The organism is Cytobacillus sp. ABV4_503 (genome assembly GCF_056158445.1).
In genome coordinates this window covers 3,714,375-3,731,688 of the sequence record NZ_JBSWTH010000001.1, presented here as the reverse complement: position 1 = coordinate 3,731,688, position 17,314 = coordinate 3,714,375, and the positions used below count along the sequence as shown (strand labels likewise).

The following is a 17,314-nucleotide window of genomic DNA, read 5'->3' as shown; positions in this document are numbered from 1 at the left end:
GGAAATGAATATTTTTCAGACAGCAGAAAAACAAACAAATATTCTTCCGGAAAAATATCGAATGATGACTGTAAAGGAACTGGAGGATCGAGCAAGAGAAATAAAAGATAAGCTGGGAAATAAGCTGTTCATACCGGGTCATCATTATCAGAAGGATGAGGTCATCCAGTTTGCGGATGCTACTGGTGATTCACTAAAGCTTGCCCAGCTTTCACAGGAAAATTCAGAGGCTGAATATATTGTGTTTTGCGGAGTTCACTTTATGGCTGAAACGGCAGATATTTTAACAGGATCTGATCAAAAGGTGCTATTGCCTGATATGCGCGCAGGCTGCTCCATGGCCGATATGGCTGATATCAGCCAAACAGAAAGAGCCTGGACGAAGCTGCATACCATGTTTGGCGATACAATGCTTCCTTTAACATACGTAAACTCTACTGCGGCCATCAAGGCTTTTGTAGGCCGTCATGGAGGAGCAACAGTTACTTCTTCGAATGCTGAAAAAATGGTGAGCTGGGCGTTTGAGCAGAAGACGAGAATTGTATTTCTGCCTGACCAGCATCTTGGTAGAAATACGGCTTATAACCTGGGAATTAGGCTTGAGGAAATGGCTGTATGGAATCCCATTACGGATCAGCTTGAATATGAAGGGCCGCTTGAGGAAATTAAAGTAATTCTTTGGAAAGGTCATTGTTCTGTTCATGAAAACTTTACTGTTGAAAACATCAAAGAAGTTCGCGAACAATATCCGGAAATGAAGGTTATTGTCCATCCGGAATGCAGAAGGGAAGTCGTGGAACTATCCGATATGGCCGGGTCAACCAATTATATTATAGATGCAATCGCCCATTCAGAACCTGGGTCTGAATGGGCGATTGGTACAGAGATGAATTTGGTTAAAAGGATTATCAACCAGCATTCAGATAAAAAAATCATCTCACTTAACCCTCATATGTGTCCTTGCCTGACCATGAACCGGATCGATTTACCGCACCTTGTTTGGTGTCTTGAAGCAATCGAGCAGGGCGAAAGCCAAAATTTAATTCAGGTTGAAGAACAAACAGCAGCATTTGCTAAATTGGCATTAAATAGGATGCTCGAACGTCCATGAGCGTCTGCATAAGGTTTGCCGGTCTCTAAATCAGCGGAAATTACGCGCAGTATTCAGAAACAGTCAGAGTGAACTTAGGCTAATAAAAAAATTCTCCCCGCCGGGAGGATTTTTTTATTGCCTTGCTGACCTTTGCTGTTACTAGGATTAGAAGAAACGCTGATTCATAATTCCTGGGAAAAATGCATATCTTTTTGTGTAGATTGTTAGCAATTTGCCCATTTCTTCATACACTATATGGACTCATCGCGATTAACGGGCACTAATCTGCACCTTTCAAATAAATGGATGAAATGCCCGTAAATGCCCGATTGGTTCTACTAGCCATCACTGATGGAAGTATCACCTTACGCATAGGAGGGAATTCAGAGTGAAAATCCATATCGTACAGAAAGGGGATACTCTTTGGAAGATTGCCAAAAAGTACGGCGTGAATTTTGAAGAGCTGAAAAAGATGAATACACAGCTCAGCAACCCTGATATGATTATGCCCGGTATGAAAATAAAAGTTCCTGCAAGCGGGGGCTCAATAAAAAAAGAGGCTCCTATTGGAGGAAAACCGGAAGCAAAAATAAATTTGGGTGCCAAAAAGGAAATGCCAAAAGCAGAACAACCTTTTGCCAAAGAGAAACCTATTACCATGCCATCAGCTGAAGCACCTAAGGGGAAGCCGGTAAAAGAAGCACCGAAAAAGGAAATGCCAAAAGTAACGGCGCCAAAAGTTGAAATCCCGAAAGAAATGCCAAAACCTGCACCAAAAGAAGTTCCCAAAAAACCTTATACGCCAAAAATGCCAAAGCCTATTATGCCTGAAATTGATATAAATAATTATTATATGATGAATATTCAGCAGCCGGCTCCGCAGCAAAAGCCACTTCCAGCAAAAGAGGTTAAACCGCAGCAGCAAAAGCCGCTTCCGGCAAAAGAGGTAAAAGCGAAGGAAAAACCAGTGAAGCCTGCAGAAACAAAACCACAGCAAAAACCACTGCCTATATCAGAATCTAAGCCACAGCCCCAGCTCCCGCCTAAACCAGTCAATATCCTTCCGCAGGTTAAGCCGGCTTCGAATCAAGAAAGCCCTGAATCGCCGGAAAGCGAATCATCTTTATATACACATCAAGGAGGTCAATATCAGCCAATGTTTCCTTTTAACCCATGTTACCCGCAAATGCCTTATCCTCAAGTACAGGGAGCGATGATGCCGCAGATGCCGCACCAGATGCCACACCAGGTACAGGGAGCGATGATGCCGCAAATGCCACACCAGATGCCACATCAGGTACAGGGAGCGATGATGCCGCAGATGCCGCACCAAATGCCACACCAGGTACAGGGAGCGATGATGCCGCAGATGCCGCATCAGATGCCACACCAGGTTCAGGGGGCGATGATGCCGCAAATGCCGCACCAGATGCCGCAGGTACAGGGAGCCATGATGCCGGAGCATCAAATGCCTCATATGGGTATGATGGCTGGAGTTGAAAGTCCGGATTATGATGAATCTTCGCCTTTCATGCCAATGGCTCAAATGCCGTCAGGTGTGATGGGGGCCGAAGATATGGGACAGCAGATGCCGCATCAAGTGCAAGGGGCAATGATGCCGCAGATGCCGCATCAGATGCCACAGGTACAGGGAGCAATGATGCCTCAGATGCCGCATCAGATGCCACATCAGATGCCACAGGTACAGGGAGCAATGATGCCGCAGATGCCGCATCAGATGCCACAGGTACAGGGAGCAATGATGCCTCAGATGCCGCATCAAATGCCACAGGTACAGGGAGCAATGATGCCTCAGATGCCGCATCAAATGCCATCCGGAGTGATGGGTGCAGAAGATATGGGAATGCAAATGCCGCATCAGATGCCACATCAAGTGCAAGGAGCGATGATGCCGCAGATGCCGCATCAAATGCCATCCGGAGTGATGGGTGCAGAGGATATGGGAATGCAAATGCCGCATCAGATGCCACATCAAGTGCAAGGAGCGATGATGCCGCATCAAATGCCATCAGGTGTAATGGGTGCGGAAGACATGGGAATGCAAATGCCGCATCAGATGCCGCAGGTGCAGGGAATGGAGGAATCTCCAGGGATGTCTCAAAAGCCATTAATGCCTGGTTCAGTAATGGGTGCTTCCAATGATTGCGGATGTGGAGGACCGCAATTTGCTCCGGGAGGCTACGGTCCGGGACCAGGACACGGTCCAGGGCAGGCATATGGTCCGGGATTCGGCTATGGCCCAGGACCAGGATTCGGTCCAGGTTTTGGCCCAATGGGCGGAGAGGCATTTGGAATGCCAAGAAGCTTTGACGAAAGCAGTGAATACGACGGTTAATCATGGAGGAGACGATTTAGTTCAAAATCGTCTCTTCTCCTATTTGCAAGATCAGCTGCCCTTTAAAATTGAAGAGTTAAAGCCGATCAGAAAGAAGGTTTATTTACTGAGGACGCAGGAACGGGCCTTTATATTGAAAGGATTCTCATCCTATCATCGGCTAAAGCTTCAGGAGGCATTTACATCATCATTAATGAATGAAGGATTTGCAAAAACATATATTTTTTATGAGGTTGCGAAAGAACCTCCTTTGTTTTTTGACCGGACATATTTTGGGTGTATGGAGTACATTCCGCCTTCGGAAGAAGTGTTCACCTATTTTTTGAAGAGTGACCGTTTGGAAGGACTGAATTTGCTGAAGAATTTCCACGATACTACAGAGAAGCTTGTAAGCCGTTACCAAACAGTTGTGCCTGCATATCGGCAGGCAGACAAGTGGAGAGAAAGAGCGACCCTATTCCTTAATAATCTCCCTGTAATAAGATATTTTGTCCAAAAAGAAATTATTAATGAATTATTAGCCTGGGCAGATTGGTCCTTAAAAGGCATTGAAGAGGAAGCCTGGTTTTTTCAATCCGGTAGGAAGGTTATTCTGCACGGTGATGTAGCACATCATAATTTTCTCAGAGCAAAAAATCAATCTTTATATTTACTTGATTTTGACCTGATAGCAATAGGCACTCCTTATTCCGATTACCTTCAGTATGCAAATCGCATCCTCCCTTTAATGAGATGGTCATTTGACGATTTGGGAAAATATCCAATGTTCAAATCCAATCTTGAAGAAAAGGCTTTTCTTCATGCATTGGCATTTCCAACTGATATATTCAGGGAATGGAACCGTGTAATAAGGGATAGGACATATCTTGATTCTGTAAAGATTCGTCCTGTTTTGGATTTAACTGTAGGACAGTTTGCTGAGAGACAGCGTTTTATTAAAGCTCTTAAATATGCTGCCAATGAGAAAAACAAATAATGCACAAAAAAATTGGACGTAAATGGACAGAATGAAAGCCTTCTTTCGCTCACAAGCTAAGAAAGAGCAGAAATGCTCAGGGCTTGTAATATTAGCGAGGGGGTTTTTCGCTTGCACAAGAAATTAATTGCAGTGCCGATGGCTGCCATCATGACGATGGGATTGGCAGGATGCGGAACGAATGAAGATGCATCTGTTGATCGTAAGAATGAAATTGGTCAGCCTATGGGGTATTATTCAAATGAAAATCACGGAAACCGCGGTGGAAATGTCCGGGTCGAAGATGGTACAGATAATGATGGGCCTCTGACAGAAATGATGGATCATACTCTGGGCGGAGAGGGAAAAAATAACGGCTACAACCGAATGGACAATAATGCAAGAAGAGTCAGAAATGAAAATACAGGAAACCCTACTGTTCCTCTTGCTGACAGGGATCGCAGCTTTATCCGGAGAGATAATCGTTTTAGCCATAGCGATGCAAATTATCATGGGCATCTCGATGACAATACACGACAAGCCAAAAATTCTTATTATCAGGCTTATGAGGGTGAGCTTGCTGAAAAAATTGGCGACGTTGCAGCTTCAGTTCCAAACGTTGAAGATGTCAGGTCTGTTACTTATGGAAGCGATGTTTTGATTGCTGTAGATTTAGATGATTATGATAAGGAAGAACAGACGAAAAAAGCGATTCATGAAGCTGTTCAGCCATATTTGCGCGGGAGATCTGCCACGGTGGTAACAGACGAAGGAACGTTTAGCCGTTTAAGAAACATTGATAACAATCTTCGGGATGGCGGACCGCGGGAGCAAATTGATTGGGATTTAAAAAGTTTGTTCCGCAGGGAAAAATAAAGAATTAGCAAAGAGGGCAAAGCTGCTGGGCTTTGCCCCTTTTTACATAATTAAATTATTTCAGGATAAACATGAAAATATTGGTGACACTACTTATAAAGATCTGGGATTACAGGCTCAGGCGGATGGTGCAGAAGTTACTATTTAATCGAGGTGATCGATCATGAGAACCATATGGGGCTTGCTATTAATAGTAGCTGCTTCCTTTTATCCCTTCTTCCAGACAGATGCATTCAACTTTTTATCTATGGATACTTCTATATATGCTGAGGCAGCAGAAAAACACATTGAAGGTCCGCTTAAGATGGAAGTCATTTTGGAGAGAGAATATATGGATGGGGAAGTGAGCCAGGAAACGATAGAGGAAACCATATGGACCCTTGAAGATTTCTGGTCTAAATATGAGCAATGGCAGCTTGTTGATATGGATATAGATTATATGGTGTTCCGCATGAAAATGGATGATATATCGCCATTATTAAAAGCAAATGGGTACTTCGGTGTAACTGAGGACGGCACATTAACCATTTTCAATGGAAGGCCGCAAAAAACAAATATCATTCAGTCTTTCTTTCAAATCGATTTAGGGAAATTAGAAAGCACAAAATGTGAAGAATTAAAAAAAGGAATCCCTATTGTAACAAAAGATCGATATGTGGAAGTTCTGGAGACATTTAAAAGCTATACTGCCGGTGAAAAGCAAGCGAATTGAATTAGCTGTGAAGCATGCAAGGGAATCGAATTCTCTTGCATGTTTCTATTTTTAATGAACTCCAAATAATCATTTGTAATGTTACTTATTTTTTGATAGCTTATACTTATGTAACATTAGTTGCAGGAGGGAATCTTGTGGAATATGTTGATCCTATCAAGGACATCAAAAGCATAAATAAAATTAAAGAGATATTAAGACAGCAGTCACAGCGGGATCTTTTGCTTTTTGTATTAGGCATAAATACAGGCATAAGGGTAAGTGATTTGCTATCTCTGAAAATTAGTGATGTTTGGGATGGGAAGGAGATAAGAGAGTTTATTTATTTGAACGATCTCAACAGCAATGAAAATAATGCATTTTATTTAAATAACAGCGTGAAAAAAGAACTGAAAAAATATTTTTCTCAGCATGATTTCTCCGAATGTGATTATATTTTCAAATCCAAAAAGAATAACCAGCCCATTACCCGCCAGCAGGCCTATCGAATCATTAATAATGCTGCAAAGGAAGCTGGAATTCCCGGGAAAATTGGAACACATACACTTCGAAAAACATTTGGCTATCATGCATATAGAAAAGGAATTGCCATTTCAATCATTATGTCCATTTATAATCATCACTCTTCCGCTGAAACCCTGCGCTATCTTGGCATTGAAAAAGGCGGGAAGCAATTGATAAAAGTGGACGTTAATTTATAGAATGAGTTAAAGGGATTGGCTGATTTAGGGCGTACTGCATCGTGCAGACTTCAGCCGCAGCTGTCCCCGCCTCCTTCAGCGTTTTATTCTTCGTGCCTAAATATAATATGGTACAATGAGGTACAGTTAAATCAGAGGAGAGAAAGGCATTGTTTGAATTTGTAAGAGGCAAGCTGGATTTTATCGGACCGGAATATGTGGTTATTGAAAACAATGGTATTGGCTATCAGATATTAACGCCAAATCCATTTAGCTATACCCCGGAGTTCGGGCAGGAGGTCAGGATATTCACGTATCATTATGTACGGGAAGATATTATGGCATTGTACGGCTTTCAGACTCGGGAGGAGAAGACTCTGTTTACCAAGCTGCTGAATGTTACCGGCATTGGGCCGAAGGGAGCTCTTGCAATTCTTGCTTCGGGTGAACCGGAACAGGTGGTGCAGGCGATTGAAAATGAAGATGAAGCATTCCTCGTTAAGTTTCCTGGAGTCGGAAAGAAAACAGCGAGACAAATGATTCTTGATCTTAAAGGGAAGCTGCCGGATATTGTACCTGACTTTTTCCCTAATCTGTTTTCACCGGATAAACTTCAGGATGAAAGCGGGCCTGCGGGGGACCTGGAAGAAGCTTTGCTTGCATTAAAAGCGCTGGGATACTCAGATAAGGAACTGAAAAAGATTACGCCGGAACTGAAGAAGGAAAAGCTTACAACGGACCAATACATAAAGAAGGCTCTGCAAAAGCTTTTAAAACTATAATTTATTGGAAGAGTCCGATTCATTTAAGCTGATATTAAGAAGGTGATTATGTATGGAAGAGCGGATAATATCCGGTGAAGCCGGTCTTCAGGATCTTTCATTCGAACAGAGTCTACGCCCGCAGACACTAAAGCAGTATATTGGACAGGATAAAGTAAAGGAGAACCTCGAGATCTTTATCAAAGCTGCGAGAATACGCGAGGAGACCTTAGATCATGTCCTTCTATATGGACCGCCTGGATTGGGGAAAACTACACTGGCTGCCATTATTGCCAATGAAATGGGCGTAAATATCAGAACCACTGCAGGCCCCGCCATTGAAAGGCCTGGTGATTTGGCGGCGATCCTGACGGCTTTGGAACCGGGTGATGTCCTGTTTATTGATGAAATTCATCGCTTGCCGCGTTCGATTGAAGAAGTTCTTTATCCGGCAATGGAGGACTTTTGTCTGGATATTGTAATCGGAAAAGGGCCAAGTGCCAGATCAGTCAGACTGGATTTGCCGCCTTTTACACTGGTTGGCGCGACTACAAGGGCAGGGTCGTTATCGGCTCCGTTAAGGGACCGTTTTGGAGTTCTCAGCAGACTTGAATACTACTCAGAAGAGCAGCTGACGGATATTGTTGTCCGCACAGCTGAGGTTCTTGATACAGGTATAGATATACAAGCCGCTATTGAGGTGGCCAGAAGGTCAAGAGGCACGCCTAGAATTGCAAACAGGCTCCTCCGGAGAGTCCGGGATTTTGCCCAGGTCAAAGCAGATGGCCGGATTGATGAAACGCTGGCCAGGGAAGCTTTGGAGCTTTTGCAGATTGACCGTTTAGGCCTTGACCATATTGACCATAAATTATTAAGAGGGATTATAGAAAAATTCCGCGGCGGACCTGTTGGCCTTGAAACAATTGCAGCAACCATTGGAGAAGAAGCGCACACGATTGAAGATGTTTATGAACCATATTTATTGCAGATTGGGTTTCTTCAGCGGACACCAAGAGGAAGAATTGTAACGGACCTGGTGTACCGCCATTTTCAGATGGAGGTGCCTGCTGATTGAGCGGCATATCAAAGTGGCTGATGGTCATTGGTGCCATCATTTTTGCCATCGGATTTATAAGCCAGTTTATTAATATTGGCAAGCTGCCGGGGGATATAGTGATCAAGAAAGGCAATACGACATTTTATTTTCCAGTCGTTACATCGATTTTGATCAGTGTTATCCTTTCTGCCATCTTTTATTTTATTGGCAGGTTCCGGTAGTCTATATGAATAACAGAGGGTGACATCATGAAAGTAGATTGGTTTGATTTTCATTTGCCTGAGGAATTAATTGCACAAACGCCTTTGGCTGATCGGACAAGCAGCAGGCTAATGGTCCTCGATAAAAAAACCGGAAATATTCAGCATAGTGTTTTTAAAGATATTAAGAATAATCTCAAAGCTGGAGATTGTCTTGTGCTGAACGACACAAAGGTCCTTCCTGCCAGGCTGTTTGGAGAAAAAACAGGCACTGGTGCGAAAATAGAGGTGCTTCTTCTCAAACAGCTTGAAGGGGATGTATGGGAAACGCTGGTCAAGCCAGCCAAGAGAGTGAAAGAAGGGACAGAGATAACGTTTGGAAACGGCAATTTGACTGCTGTTTGCACTGGAGTTTCAGATCATGGCGGCAGGGTACTGGAGTTTAAGTATGACGGGATATTCTATGAGGTGCTGGAGCAATTGGGAGAAATGCCATTGCCTCCTTATATTAAGGAGCAGCTAGATGATCGTGACCGTTATCAGACTGTATTTGCCCGGGAGCGCGGTTCTGCTGCAGCTCCAACAGCAGGCCTTCATTTTACTGAACAGCTCCTTGAAGAGATTAAGGAAATGGGTGTGCATATTGCTTTTATTACTCTGCACGTTGGTCTGGGAACTTTCAGGCCGGTGAGTGTGGAGGATTTGAATAAGCATGAAATGCACGCTGAATTTTACCAGGTAACAGAAGGAACTGCACGGCTATTGAATGAAGTGCGTGAGCAGGGAGGAAGAATTATCAGTGTGGGGACTACATCCACGAGAACTTTAGAAACCATTGCTTCCATGCATAATGGCCGATTTGAGGAAGCAAGCGGCTGGACAGATATTTTCATTTATCCAGGCTATGAATTTAAAGCGATTGATGGCATGATTACGAATTTTCATCTGCCTAAATCGACCTTGATTATGCTTGTAAGTGCACTGGCAGGCCGTGAGAACGTTCTGAATGCCTATAATCAGGCGGTGGAGGAACGTTATCGATTCTTCAGCTTTGGAGATGCTATGCTCATTATTTAATAAATAGGTTATCTCTGAACTTCGATAACTGTCTAGCTCCGAGCGCCGATAAGCGGGCGCTCTGCGCTTTAAATGGAAGGAGAACTGAAACTTGACTGCAATTCGTTATGAATTAATTAAAACATGTAAGCAAACTGGTGCCCGTCTGGGACGGGTCCATACGCCGCATGGATCTTTTGAAACCCCTGTGTTCATGCCCGTGGGAACACTCGCTACAGTAAAAACCATGTCTCCGGAAGAATTAGTGGAAATGGGAGCTGGCATAATTCTGAGCAATACTTATCACCTGTGGCTTCGACCGGGTCATGAAATCGTGGAAGAAGCAGGCGGGCTGCATAAGTTTATGAATTGGGATCGGGCCATTTTGACAGATTCCGGCGGGTTTCAAGTGTTCAGCCTTAGTGAATTCCGTAAGATTGAAGAAGAAGGCGTTCATTTCAGAAATCACTTAAATGGCGACAAGCTATTTTTATCACCTGAAAAAGCAATGGATATTCAAAATTCGCTTGGTTCAGATATTATGATGGCATTTGATGAATGCCCTCCTTATCCAGCCTCCTTCGACTATATGAAGAAGTCAGTAGAGCGGACTTCCCGCTGGGCTGAGCGCTGCTTACAAGCACACAAACGCCCGAATGATCAGGGACTCTTCGGAATTATACAGGGCGGAGAATATGAGGAGCTGCGCAAACAAAGCGCGAGAGACTTAACTTCTCTTGATTTCCCAGGGTATGCTGTTGGCGGTTTATCTGTGGGCGAGCCTAAAGATGTAATGAACCGTGTGCTTGAATTCACAACACCGCTTATGCCGTCTGATAAGCCAAGATACCTTATGGGAGTAGGATCTCCGGATTCTCTGATTGATGGTTCAATCAGAGGGATTGATATGTTTGACTGTGTTCTTCCTACAAGGATTGCCAGAAACGGTACATTGATGACAAGTAATGGCCGACTGGTTGTTAAGAATGCAAAATTTGCAAGAGATTTTGGCCCTATTGATGAGAATTGCGATTGCTATACATGCCGAAATTACAGCCGTGCTTACATCAGGCATTTGATCCGCTGTGACGAAACATTTGGAATCAGGCTTACAACTTACCATAATCTATATTTTCTGCTAAAATTAATGGAACAGGTAAGACAGGCGATCAGAGATGATCGTTTGGGTGACTTTAGAGAAGAGTTTTTCGAAAGGTATGGATTCAATAAGCCTAACGCGAAGAACTTTTAATAAAAAAAGAGAGTTCATTTAAGGAGCAGCTCTTCCTTAAAGTCAGACAATCTTTGAAAGGGGGGAAAACTATGGAGCTTTTAGGAACATTAGGACCATTATTGCTGATGTTTGTTTTATTCTATTTCCTGTTAATTCGTCCGCAGCAGAAACGCCAAAAGGCGGTTCAGCAAATGCAGAGTGATTTGAAAAAGGGAGATAAGGTTGTTACAATCGGCGGCCTTCATGGATTCGTTGATGCCATCGACGAAGACAAAGTGGTTATTAAATGTGGTGACGGAAGCCGTCTTACATACGATCGTGCAGCGATCCGCGAAGTAACGCAGGCAACTGGCGATGCATTAGCAAAATCTTAATATCAAAAAAAGAAGGTCCTGAATTTCAGGACCTTCTTTTTTAAGCTGTTCTTCTGTTGTTGAGATTTACTCCCAATATACCGCCCATCATCGCTGTCAGCGTGAAACAGGTGTGGTATATCATTTGCTCCATATCAAATAAACTGTCATGTCCCAAATATTGAAATAGAAAAATAACAATTGAGTAAATTAGGCCGGTCAAGCCTCCAAGCAGCCAGCCTTTTTGCTTCCCTTTACCTCCGGATATGAACCCGCCCGCAAAAAGAGAAACAAACGAAACAGCAGTAATAATATACTGCAGGGAAGACTCCTGCAGCGAGGTAAACCGCAGCAGCAGTGAAAAAACGAGACTGCCCGCTACAGCAATGGCAAAAATGGCGATAATTCCATAAAGTACGGCGCTCCCGAAGTTCTTTGACTCTTCTATATTGATCCTCTCCCTTCTGAATCAGTAAATAGGAACAGCTTTTACCCAGAGGCTATTCAGCTTAATCCTTAGTACAAGCATATTCACACAATGAAAAAATAGAATCGAAAATGTTCAAAGAAAAAATCTGATAAAATCATAAAAGTTCCAATATGCGGCAGGATATAAAGGATTGCATCAAAAGGAGTGCTGTAAAAGTGGAAGAATATCTAATCATTGTAGGAAGAACATTATTTCTCTATGCAGTCATTCTTCTCATTTTTAGACTAATGGGCAAAAGAGAAATTGGTGAATTAAGCATCCTGGATTTAGTCGTCTATATCATGATTGCTGAACTTGCAGTAGTGGCGATTGAAACTCCGGATTCAGAAATCTTAAAGAATGTGCTGCCGATGCTCCTTTTGATGGTTGTGCAGATTGTGCTGGCCCTATTTTCCCTGAAGAGCAAAACGTTCAGGGATGTCGTTGATGGCAAACCGACCATTATTATTAATAAAGGAAAAATTGATGAAAATGCCATGCGGAAACAGCGGTATAACTTTGATGACCTGCTCCTGCAGTTAAGAGAAAAAGATATTGCCAAAATCTCTGATGTTGAATTTGCCATCCTTGAATCTTCCGGTACTTTATCAGTGTTTGAAAAAAAGGACAGCAAAGAGGGGGGGATTACGATCCCTCTAATTATAGATGGCACAATTCAGAAAACTAATTTGGAAACGATAAATAAAAGTGACTTTTGGCTGCGTCAGGAGCTTAGAAAAGAGGGGTATAAAGAGTTATCCAATATATCATTCTGCAGCTATGAAAATGGCCAATTTTATGTAGATCTGCTTGACGAAAGGAAATAAATAATGGTCAGCTCAAGATATGCCAGTTGTTGAGCTGACCCTGCTGATAAAGGCAATTTATCTAAATGCAAACCTTGATAACAGCCTGCCAATCCATGGAATCCGAATTAAATCATTCTTTTTAATGAGCTTAAAAAATAATAAGAAAATTATATATGCAGCAGTGATGGCGGAAGAAATCACAATAACCCTTATTGCTGTATTCAAGTCAGGCGAAAGTAAATCTCTGAGCATCCAGAAGCCAATGCCTCCTGACAAAAACATGGCAATAAACGTCTTTAGATAGTCCCTGACGAAAAAAGTAAACGAAATAGCTTTCAGTACTGTTGCAAAGTGAAGCATTGTCACCAGGACTGTGCCGGTGAGAATTCCCATCGCAACACCATTGATGCCAAATGCAGGCTGGCTGGCAAGAAGAAAGATGACTGCCGTTTTAACGACAGCGCCAATCAGGCTGTTGATCATTGCGGCACGGGCCAGATTTAATGCCTGTAAAGTTGCCTGAAGAGGTCCTTGATAATAATAAAACAGAAAAAAAGGGGCCATCAATTTAATAAAATGAGAACCGCTTGAGGAGCCGTACATTACTTCCATCAATTGATCGGAAAGGACATAAAGAACCACCACTGCCAGGCCGCCAGTAATAAATGCAAACCGGAGTGCCTGCTGAAGCCGGTATTCGATCAGGCGCATATTATTTTGGGAATTTGCTTCGCTGATAGCCGGAACAAGAGATGTTGACAAAGAATAAGTAATAAACGATGGAAGCATTAGAAGAGGCATGGCAAAGCCGGTAAGAGCACCATATTGCTTTGTAGCCGCCGCTGCCGCCACCCCTGCAAGTGCAAGACTCTGCGCTACCACAATCGGTTCAAAAAACCAGGCGACTGAACCGATCATTCTGCTGCCTGTCGTTGGAAGGGCAACGGTCATCAATTCGTTAAATGTACTTTTTCCGGAAGAAACAAATTGAAAAAATTGTTTCCTGACTCTGAATTTCTTCTTAAGCTTAAATGTGGTCATTAAATAAAGCAATGATGCAAGCTCTCCAATGACAGCTGCCAGCATGGCTCCTGCTGCCGCATACTCAATTCCGTATGGCAGAAATGATTTTGTCATCAAAGCGATCAGGCTGATTCGGACTATCTGTTCAATCATCTGGGAATAGGCAGCAGGCTTCATATTCTGTCTGCCCTGGAAATAACCCCGGATGACAGAAGAAACTGCAATGATCGGCACGATAGGAGCGATTGCCATCAATGGCAGCTGTGTGCGGTCATCAGTAAAGAGTGTATCTGATAATAATGGAGCAAGCAAAATTAAAGCAGGAGTGAAAACAATTGAAAGTGAGATAGTCGTCGCTAAGGAAACAACTAATATTTTCTTGATTTTTGCTGTATCTCCCCTTGCCTCCGCCTCTGCCACATTCTTAGAAATTGCAACCGGCAGCCCAAGCTGTGTGATGGTGACGACAAGAATCATGGTGGGAAAAGCCATCATATAAAGGCCAACGCCTTCTTCGCCAATAAATCGGGCAATGACAATTCTGTTTATAAAGCCCAGGACCCTGGTCACCAGGCCTGCAGCAAGCAGGATCATGGTACCTTTCAGAAATTTGGACATTCAACTCCCTGCCTTCTCAAAATGGGTATTATCATATACAATTATCTATATGCAAGATAGAGGACAAAGCATGACAAGCTATCATAATTTCCATGTGAATAATGGCGGGGAGGCGGCTGAAAGTGAAAATCGGCCATGAATATGATTATTTTCGCACTACGGTAAAACCTGCATTGGAAAGCAAACTGGATGAATTTCGGCTGCTGGGATATAAAAGAGTGACTGAGCAGGAGCTCTGGGGATTCCTGACAAAGAAAAAGTGGAAAAAGCCAAAAGAAAATGTCAGGCTATTTGAAATTGTGGAAGAAATAATGGAGGTAAAAGTGAGTGAATACATTCACTATGCTACCATCGAGGCTTTTATAGAGGCAGACTTTGCTTTCGATAATGAAAAAGAAAGAAGGGAACTATTAAAGTAATTATATTTCCATTTTTTTTGCGAAAAATAACATGATATAAGACAAATTGACAGGTTTTACAATCTGTTTCATAATGAAAAGCGGAGTAAACGGTCTTTTTCATGTCATTGTTCATACATAGATTGAAATTTAAGAACGAATGGTAAAAGCCGGCTAGGGTTCAAACGAAAGTCTTATAACGGGAGGCTGCTTAACAGCTATGCAGCTTTCCGACGCATGCCTGTATGGCAAATAATGCATCAGATGCTGATGTGGTTATTTCAAATACCGGGCGATAGCTAAGGAGGATTTATTCATAATGGTAAAGCGCAGCCGTATCGTTGCCTTTTTCCTGATTGTTGTATTATTGGGAAGCTTAGCAGGTGCAACGACAAATAACATCTTAAAAAATATTAAGCTTGGACTTGATTTGCAGGGCGGGTTTGAGGTCCTCTATCAGGTAACGCCAAAAGATGGCCAGAAGGTTGATAAAGCAGTCCTTGCCAGTACTGCCGAAGCACTGGATAGGCGGATCAATGTACTTGGAGTCAGTGAGCCGAATATCCAGATTGAGGGAGATAAGAGGATCCGTGTTCAGCTTGCTGGTGTAACAGATCAGAATAAGGCAAGGGAAATTCTGTCCACAGAAGCTAATTTATCATTTAGGGATGTAAATGATCAATTGATGATGGATGGTTCAGACCTTGCTGAAAATGGAGCAAAGCAGACCTTCGATGAAAACGGAAAGCCAAGTGTTTCATTAAAGCTGAAGAGTGCCAGCAAATTTAAAGATGTAACTCAAAAAATTGTCAATATGGGAGCGCCAAATAACCTGCTTGTCATTTGGCTTGATTTTGAAGATGGCCAGGATTCATTCCAGGCAGAATCAGCAAAAGAAGATCCAAAATACTTATCTGCTCCACAGGTAAGCCAGATTTTTAATCAGGATACCGTGTCCATTGTTGGGAACTTTACGATAGAAGAAGCACAGACACTGTCGGATTTATTGAATGCCGGTTCCCTGCCTGTACAGCTCGATGAAGTTTATTCGACATCTGTAGGTGCGAAATTCGGTGAGCAGGCAATGGAAACGACTATTCTTGCCGGTATCATTGGAATTGCCATTATATTTATCTACATGATTGCGGTATACCGTTTCCCTGGTATTATAGCGACAGTTACTTTATCTTTCTATATTTATCTGATTTTACTCGTATTTGACTGGATGAATGGCGTATTGACGCTTCCTGGTATTGCTGCGCTCATTCTGGGTGTTGGTATGGCTGTTGATGCAAATATCATAACCTATGAGAGAATCCGCGAAGAAATAAAAGTGGGCAGGACAATCAAATCAGCTTTCCAGGCCGGTGAGAAAAACTCACTTTCGACCATATTTGATGCAAATATCACAACCATTTTAGCAGCAGCCGTTTTATTCCTGTATGGGACAAGCTCTGTAAAAGGATTTGCTACCATGCTTATTATAAGCATCCTGGCAAGCTTTATTACTGCTGTTTACGGTACAAGGCTTCTTATGGGTCTTTGGGTCCATAGTAAAGCTCTGAATAAAAAGCCAGGCTGGTTTGGCGTTAAGAAAAGTGAGATCAAAAATATTGCTGAAAACTACGATACACTTGATTTGCCGACCAGGTTCGATAAATTTGACTTTGTAGGGAACCGCAAGAAGTTTTTTATTCTATCTGCTGTATTAATTGCAGTAGGAATCATTGTTGTTTCTATTTTCCGCTTAAATCTAGGAATCGATTTTGTCAGCGGTACCCGCATTGAGCAGCAGGCAAGTGAACCTTTAACAAAAGAAAAATTTCAAGCTGAATTATCAGCGCTTGGAATTGAGACGGATGATATTGTCATCTCTGGTGATAATAAAGATATCGGTGTTGCTAGATTTAAAGATGTTTTAACTAAAGATGAAATAGCAGAAGTTAAAACTCATTTTCATGAAAACTTCGGCCAAGATCCGAATGTCAGCACTGTTTCACCGACTGTAGGAAAAGAGCTCGCTAAAAATGCACTGAAAGCTCTTGCCATAGCCTCGGTAGGCATTATCATCTATGTAACCATTCGCTTTGAGATCAAGATGGCCATACCGGCAGTTCTCGCGCTGCTTCATGATGCTTTCTTTATCATTGCTGTATTTAGCTTCACGCGTCTTGAAGTGGACATTACCTTCATTGCGGCAGTGCTGACAGTAGTCGGTTATTCGATCAACGATACCATTGTTACGTTCGACCGGATGCGTGAAAATATGCAGAAAAAGAAAAAGCTCAAATCATTCGAAGATATTGCTGATGTTGTAAACAAAAGTCTTCGCCAAACGCTTGGCCGCTCTGTGAATACTGTTTTAACTGTTGTATTTACTGTCGTTGCGCTATTGGTGTTTGGAAGTGAGTCAATCAGAAATTTCTCCTTTGCACTTCTGATCGGTTTAATTGCAGGTACTTATTCTTCTATATTCCTTGCTGCGCAGTTGTGGGCAGTATGGAAAGGCAAAGAACTGAAAGAAAAAGGCGTTATTAATACCGTTAAAGAAAAACGCAAAGTCAGTGACGAACCTCAAGTATAATACTTTTAAAAACTCAGGCGAATGCCTGAGTTTTTTTATTAAACTGAAAAACTTAATGCCGTCTATTTTACAAATAAGGT

General features: G+C 42.5%; 17 protein-coding genes. 15 read left to right on the top strand and 2 right to left on the bottom strand.

Features of this window, described 5'->3' with window-relative positions:
• Positions 1 to 4: 4 nt before the first annotated feature.
• The 12 genes from nadA (at position 5) to yajC (ending at position 11,354) form a co-directional block, all read left to right on the top strand.
• Positions 5 to 1,111, top strand: coding sequence for a quinolinate synthase NadA (gene nadA, locus ACXAD1_RS18835; protein WP_474910752.1), 1,107 nt, complete (start codon positions 5 to 7; stop codon positions 1,109 to 1,111).
• A gap of 370 nt (positions 1,112 to 1,481) precedes the next feature.
• A complete protein-coding gene (gene safA / locus ACXAD1_RS18830; RefSeq protein WP_474910751.1) occupies positions 1,482 to 3,449 on the top strand; it encodes a SafA/ExsA family spore coat assembly protein in 1,968 nt (655 codons plus the stop codon).
• The gene (locus ACXAD1_RS18825) at positions 3,403 to 4,425 is read left to right on the top strand and encodes a phosphotransferase (RefSeq protein WP_244671132.1); all 1,023 of its coding nucleotides are present in this window, start codon (positions 3,403 to 3,405) and stop codon (positions 4,423 to 4,425) included. The genes safA and ACXAD1_RS18825 overlap by 47 nt, the downstream gene beginning before the upstream one ends.
• 111 nt (positions 4,426 to 4,536) lie before the next feature.
• Entirely contained in the window at positions 4,537 to 5,280 is a 744-nt protein-coding gene (locus ACXAD1_RS18820) for a YhcN/YlaJ family sporulation lipoprotein (protein WP_206838917.1), read from the top strand.
• 163 nt (positions 5,281 to 5,443) lie between these two features.
• Entirely contained in the window at positions 5,444 to 5,992 is a 549-nt protein-coding gene (locus tag ACXAD1_RS18815) for an intercompartmental signaling factor BofC (RefSeq protein ID WP_206838916.1), read from the top strand.
• A 137-nt stretch (positions 5,993 to 6,129) separates the two neighbouring features.
• The gene (locus ACXAD1_RS18810) at positions 6,130 to 6,693 is read left to right on the top strand and encodes a tyrosine-type recombinase/integrase (RefSeq protein ID WP_206838915.1); all 564 of its coding nucleotides are present in this window, start codon (positions 6,130 to 6,132) and stop codon (positions 6,691 to 6,693) included.
• Positions 6,694 to 6,842: 149 nt separating this feature from the next.
• The gene (gene ruvA, locus ACXAD1_RS18805) at positions 6,843 to 7,454 is read left to right on the top strand and encodes a Holliday junction branch migration protein RuvA (RefSeq protein WP_474910750.1); all 612 of its coding nucleotides are present in this window, start codon (positions 6,843 to 6,845) and stop codon (positions 7,452 to 7,454) included.
• A gap of 52 nt (positions 7,455 to 7,506) precedes the next feature.
• Positions 7,507 to 8,508, top strand: coding sequence for a Holliday junction branch migration DNA helicase RuvB (gene ruvB / locus ACXAD1_RS18800; RefSeq protein ID WP_474910749.1), 1,002 nt, complete (start codon positions 7,507 to 7,509; stop codon positions 8,506 to 8,508).
• Positions 8,505 to 8,711 carry a DUF2905 domain-containing protein gene (locus tag ACXAD1_RS18795; protein ID WP_206838910.1) on the top strand — a complete coding sequence of 69 codons (207 nt, stop codon included), beginning with the start codon at positions 8,505 to 8,507 and terminating at the stop codon, positions 8,709 to 8,711. The genes ruvB and ACXAD1_RS18795 overlap by 4 nt, the downstream gene beginning before the upstream one ends.
• A 27-nt stretch (positions 8,712 to 8,738) precedes the next feature.
• On the top strand, positions 8,739 to 9,767 hold the full coding sequence (gene queA / locus ACXAD1_RS18790) for a tRNA preQ1(34) S-adenosylmethionine ribosyltransferase-isomerase QueA (RefSeq protein WP_206838908.1): 1,029 nt from the start codon (positions 8,739 to 8,741) through the stop codon (positions 9,765 to 9,767).
• A 91-nt stretch (positions 9,768 to 9,858) separates the two neighbouring features.
• Positions 9,859 to 10,998, top strand: a complete 1,140-nt coding sequence (gene tgt, locus ACXAD1_RS18785; RefSeq protein ID WP_206838907.1) for a tRNA guanosine(34) transglycosylase Tgt — start codon at positions 9,859 to 9,861, stop codon at positions 10,996 to 10,998.
• 71 nt (positions 10,999 to 11,069) lie between these two features.
• Complete coding sequence (gene yajC, locus ACXAD1_RS18780; protein ID WP_009333093.1) at positions 11,070 to 11,354, top strand: preprotein translocase subunit YajC; 285 nt, start codon at positions 11,070 to 11,072, stop codon at positions 11,352 to 11,354.
• A gap of 40 nt (positions 11,355 to 11,394) precedes the next feature.
• On the opposite strand, the gene ACXAD1_RS18775 is transcribed toward yajC, so the two are convergent.
• Positions 11,395 to 11,781, bottom strand: coding sequence for a TIGR04086 family membrane protein (locus ACXAD1_RS18775; protein WP_206839308.1), 387 nt, complete (start codon positions 11,779 to 11,781; stop codon positions 11,395 to 11,397).
• Positions 11,782 to 11,978: 197 nt separating this feature from the next.
• On the opposite strand from ACXAD1_RS18775, the gene ACXAD1_RS18770 reads away from it, so the two are divergent.
• Positions 11,979 to 12,629 (top strand): DUF421 domain-containing protein, encoded by a 651-nt coding sequence (locus ACXAD1_RS18770; protein ID WP_206838906.1) that lies wholly within the window; start codon positions 11,979 to 11,981, stop codon positions 12,627 to 12,629.
• Positions 12,630 to 12,686: 57 nt separating this feature from the next.
• Here ACXAD1_RS18770 and spoVB read toward each other — a convergent pair whose 3' ends face one another.
• Complete coding sequence (spoVB, locus tag ACXAD1_RS18765; protein ID WP_370223422.1) at positions 12,687 to 14,252, bottom strand: stage V sporulation protein B; 1,566 nt, start codon at positions 14,250 to 14,252, stop codon at positions 12,687 to 12,689.
• 122 nt (positions 14,253 to 14,374) lie between these two features.
• On the opposite strand from spoVB, the gene ACXAD1_RS18760 reads away from it, so the two are divergent.
• The gene (locus ACXAD1_RS18760) at positions 14,375 to 14,671 is read left to right on the top strand and encodes a post-transcriptional regulator (protein ID WP_474910748.1); all 297 of its coding nucleotides are present in this window, start codon (positions 14,375 to 14,377) and stop codon (positions 14,669 to 14,671) included.
• A gap of 298 nt (positions 14,672 to 14,969) precedes the next feature.
• Positions 14,970 to 17,234 (top strand): protein translocase subunit SecDF, encoded by a 2,265-nt coding sequence (gene secDF / locus ACXAD1_RS18755; RefSeq protein ID WP_206838903.1) that lies wholly within the window; start codon positions 14,970 to 14,972, stop codon positions 17,232 to 17,234.
• Positions 17,235 to 17,314: the final 80 nt, after the last annotated feature.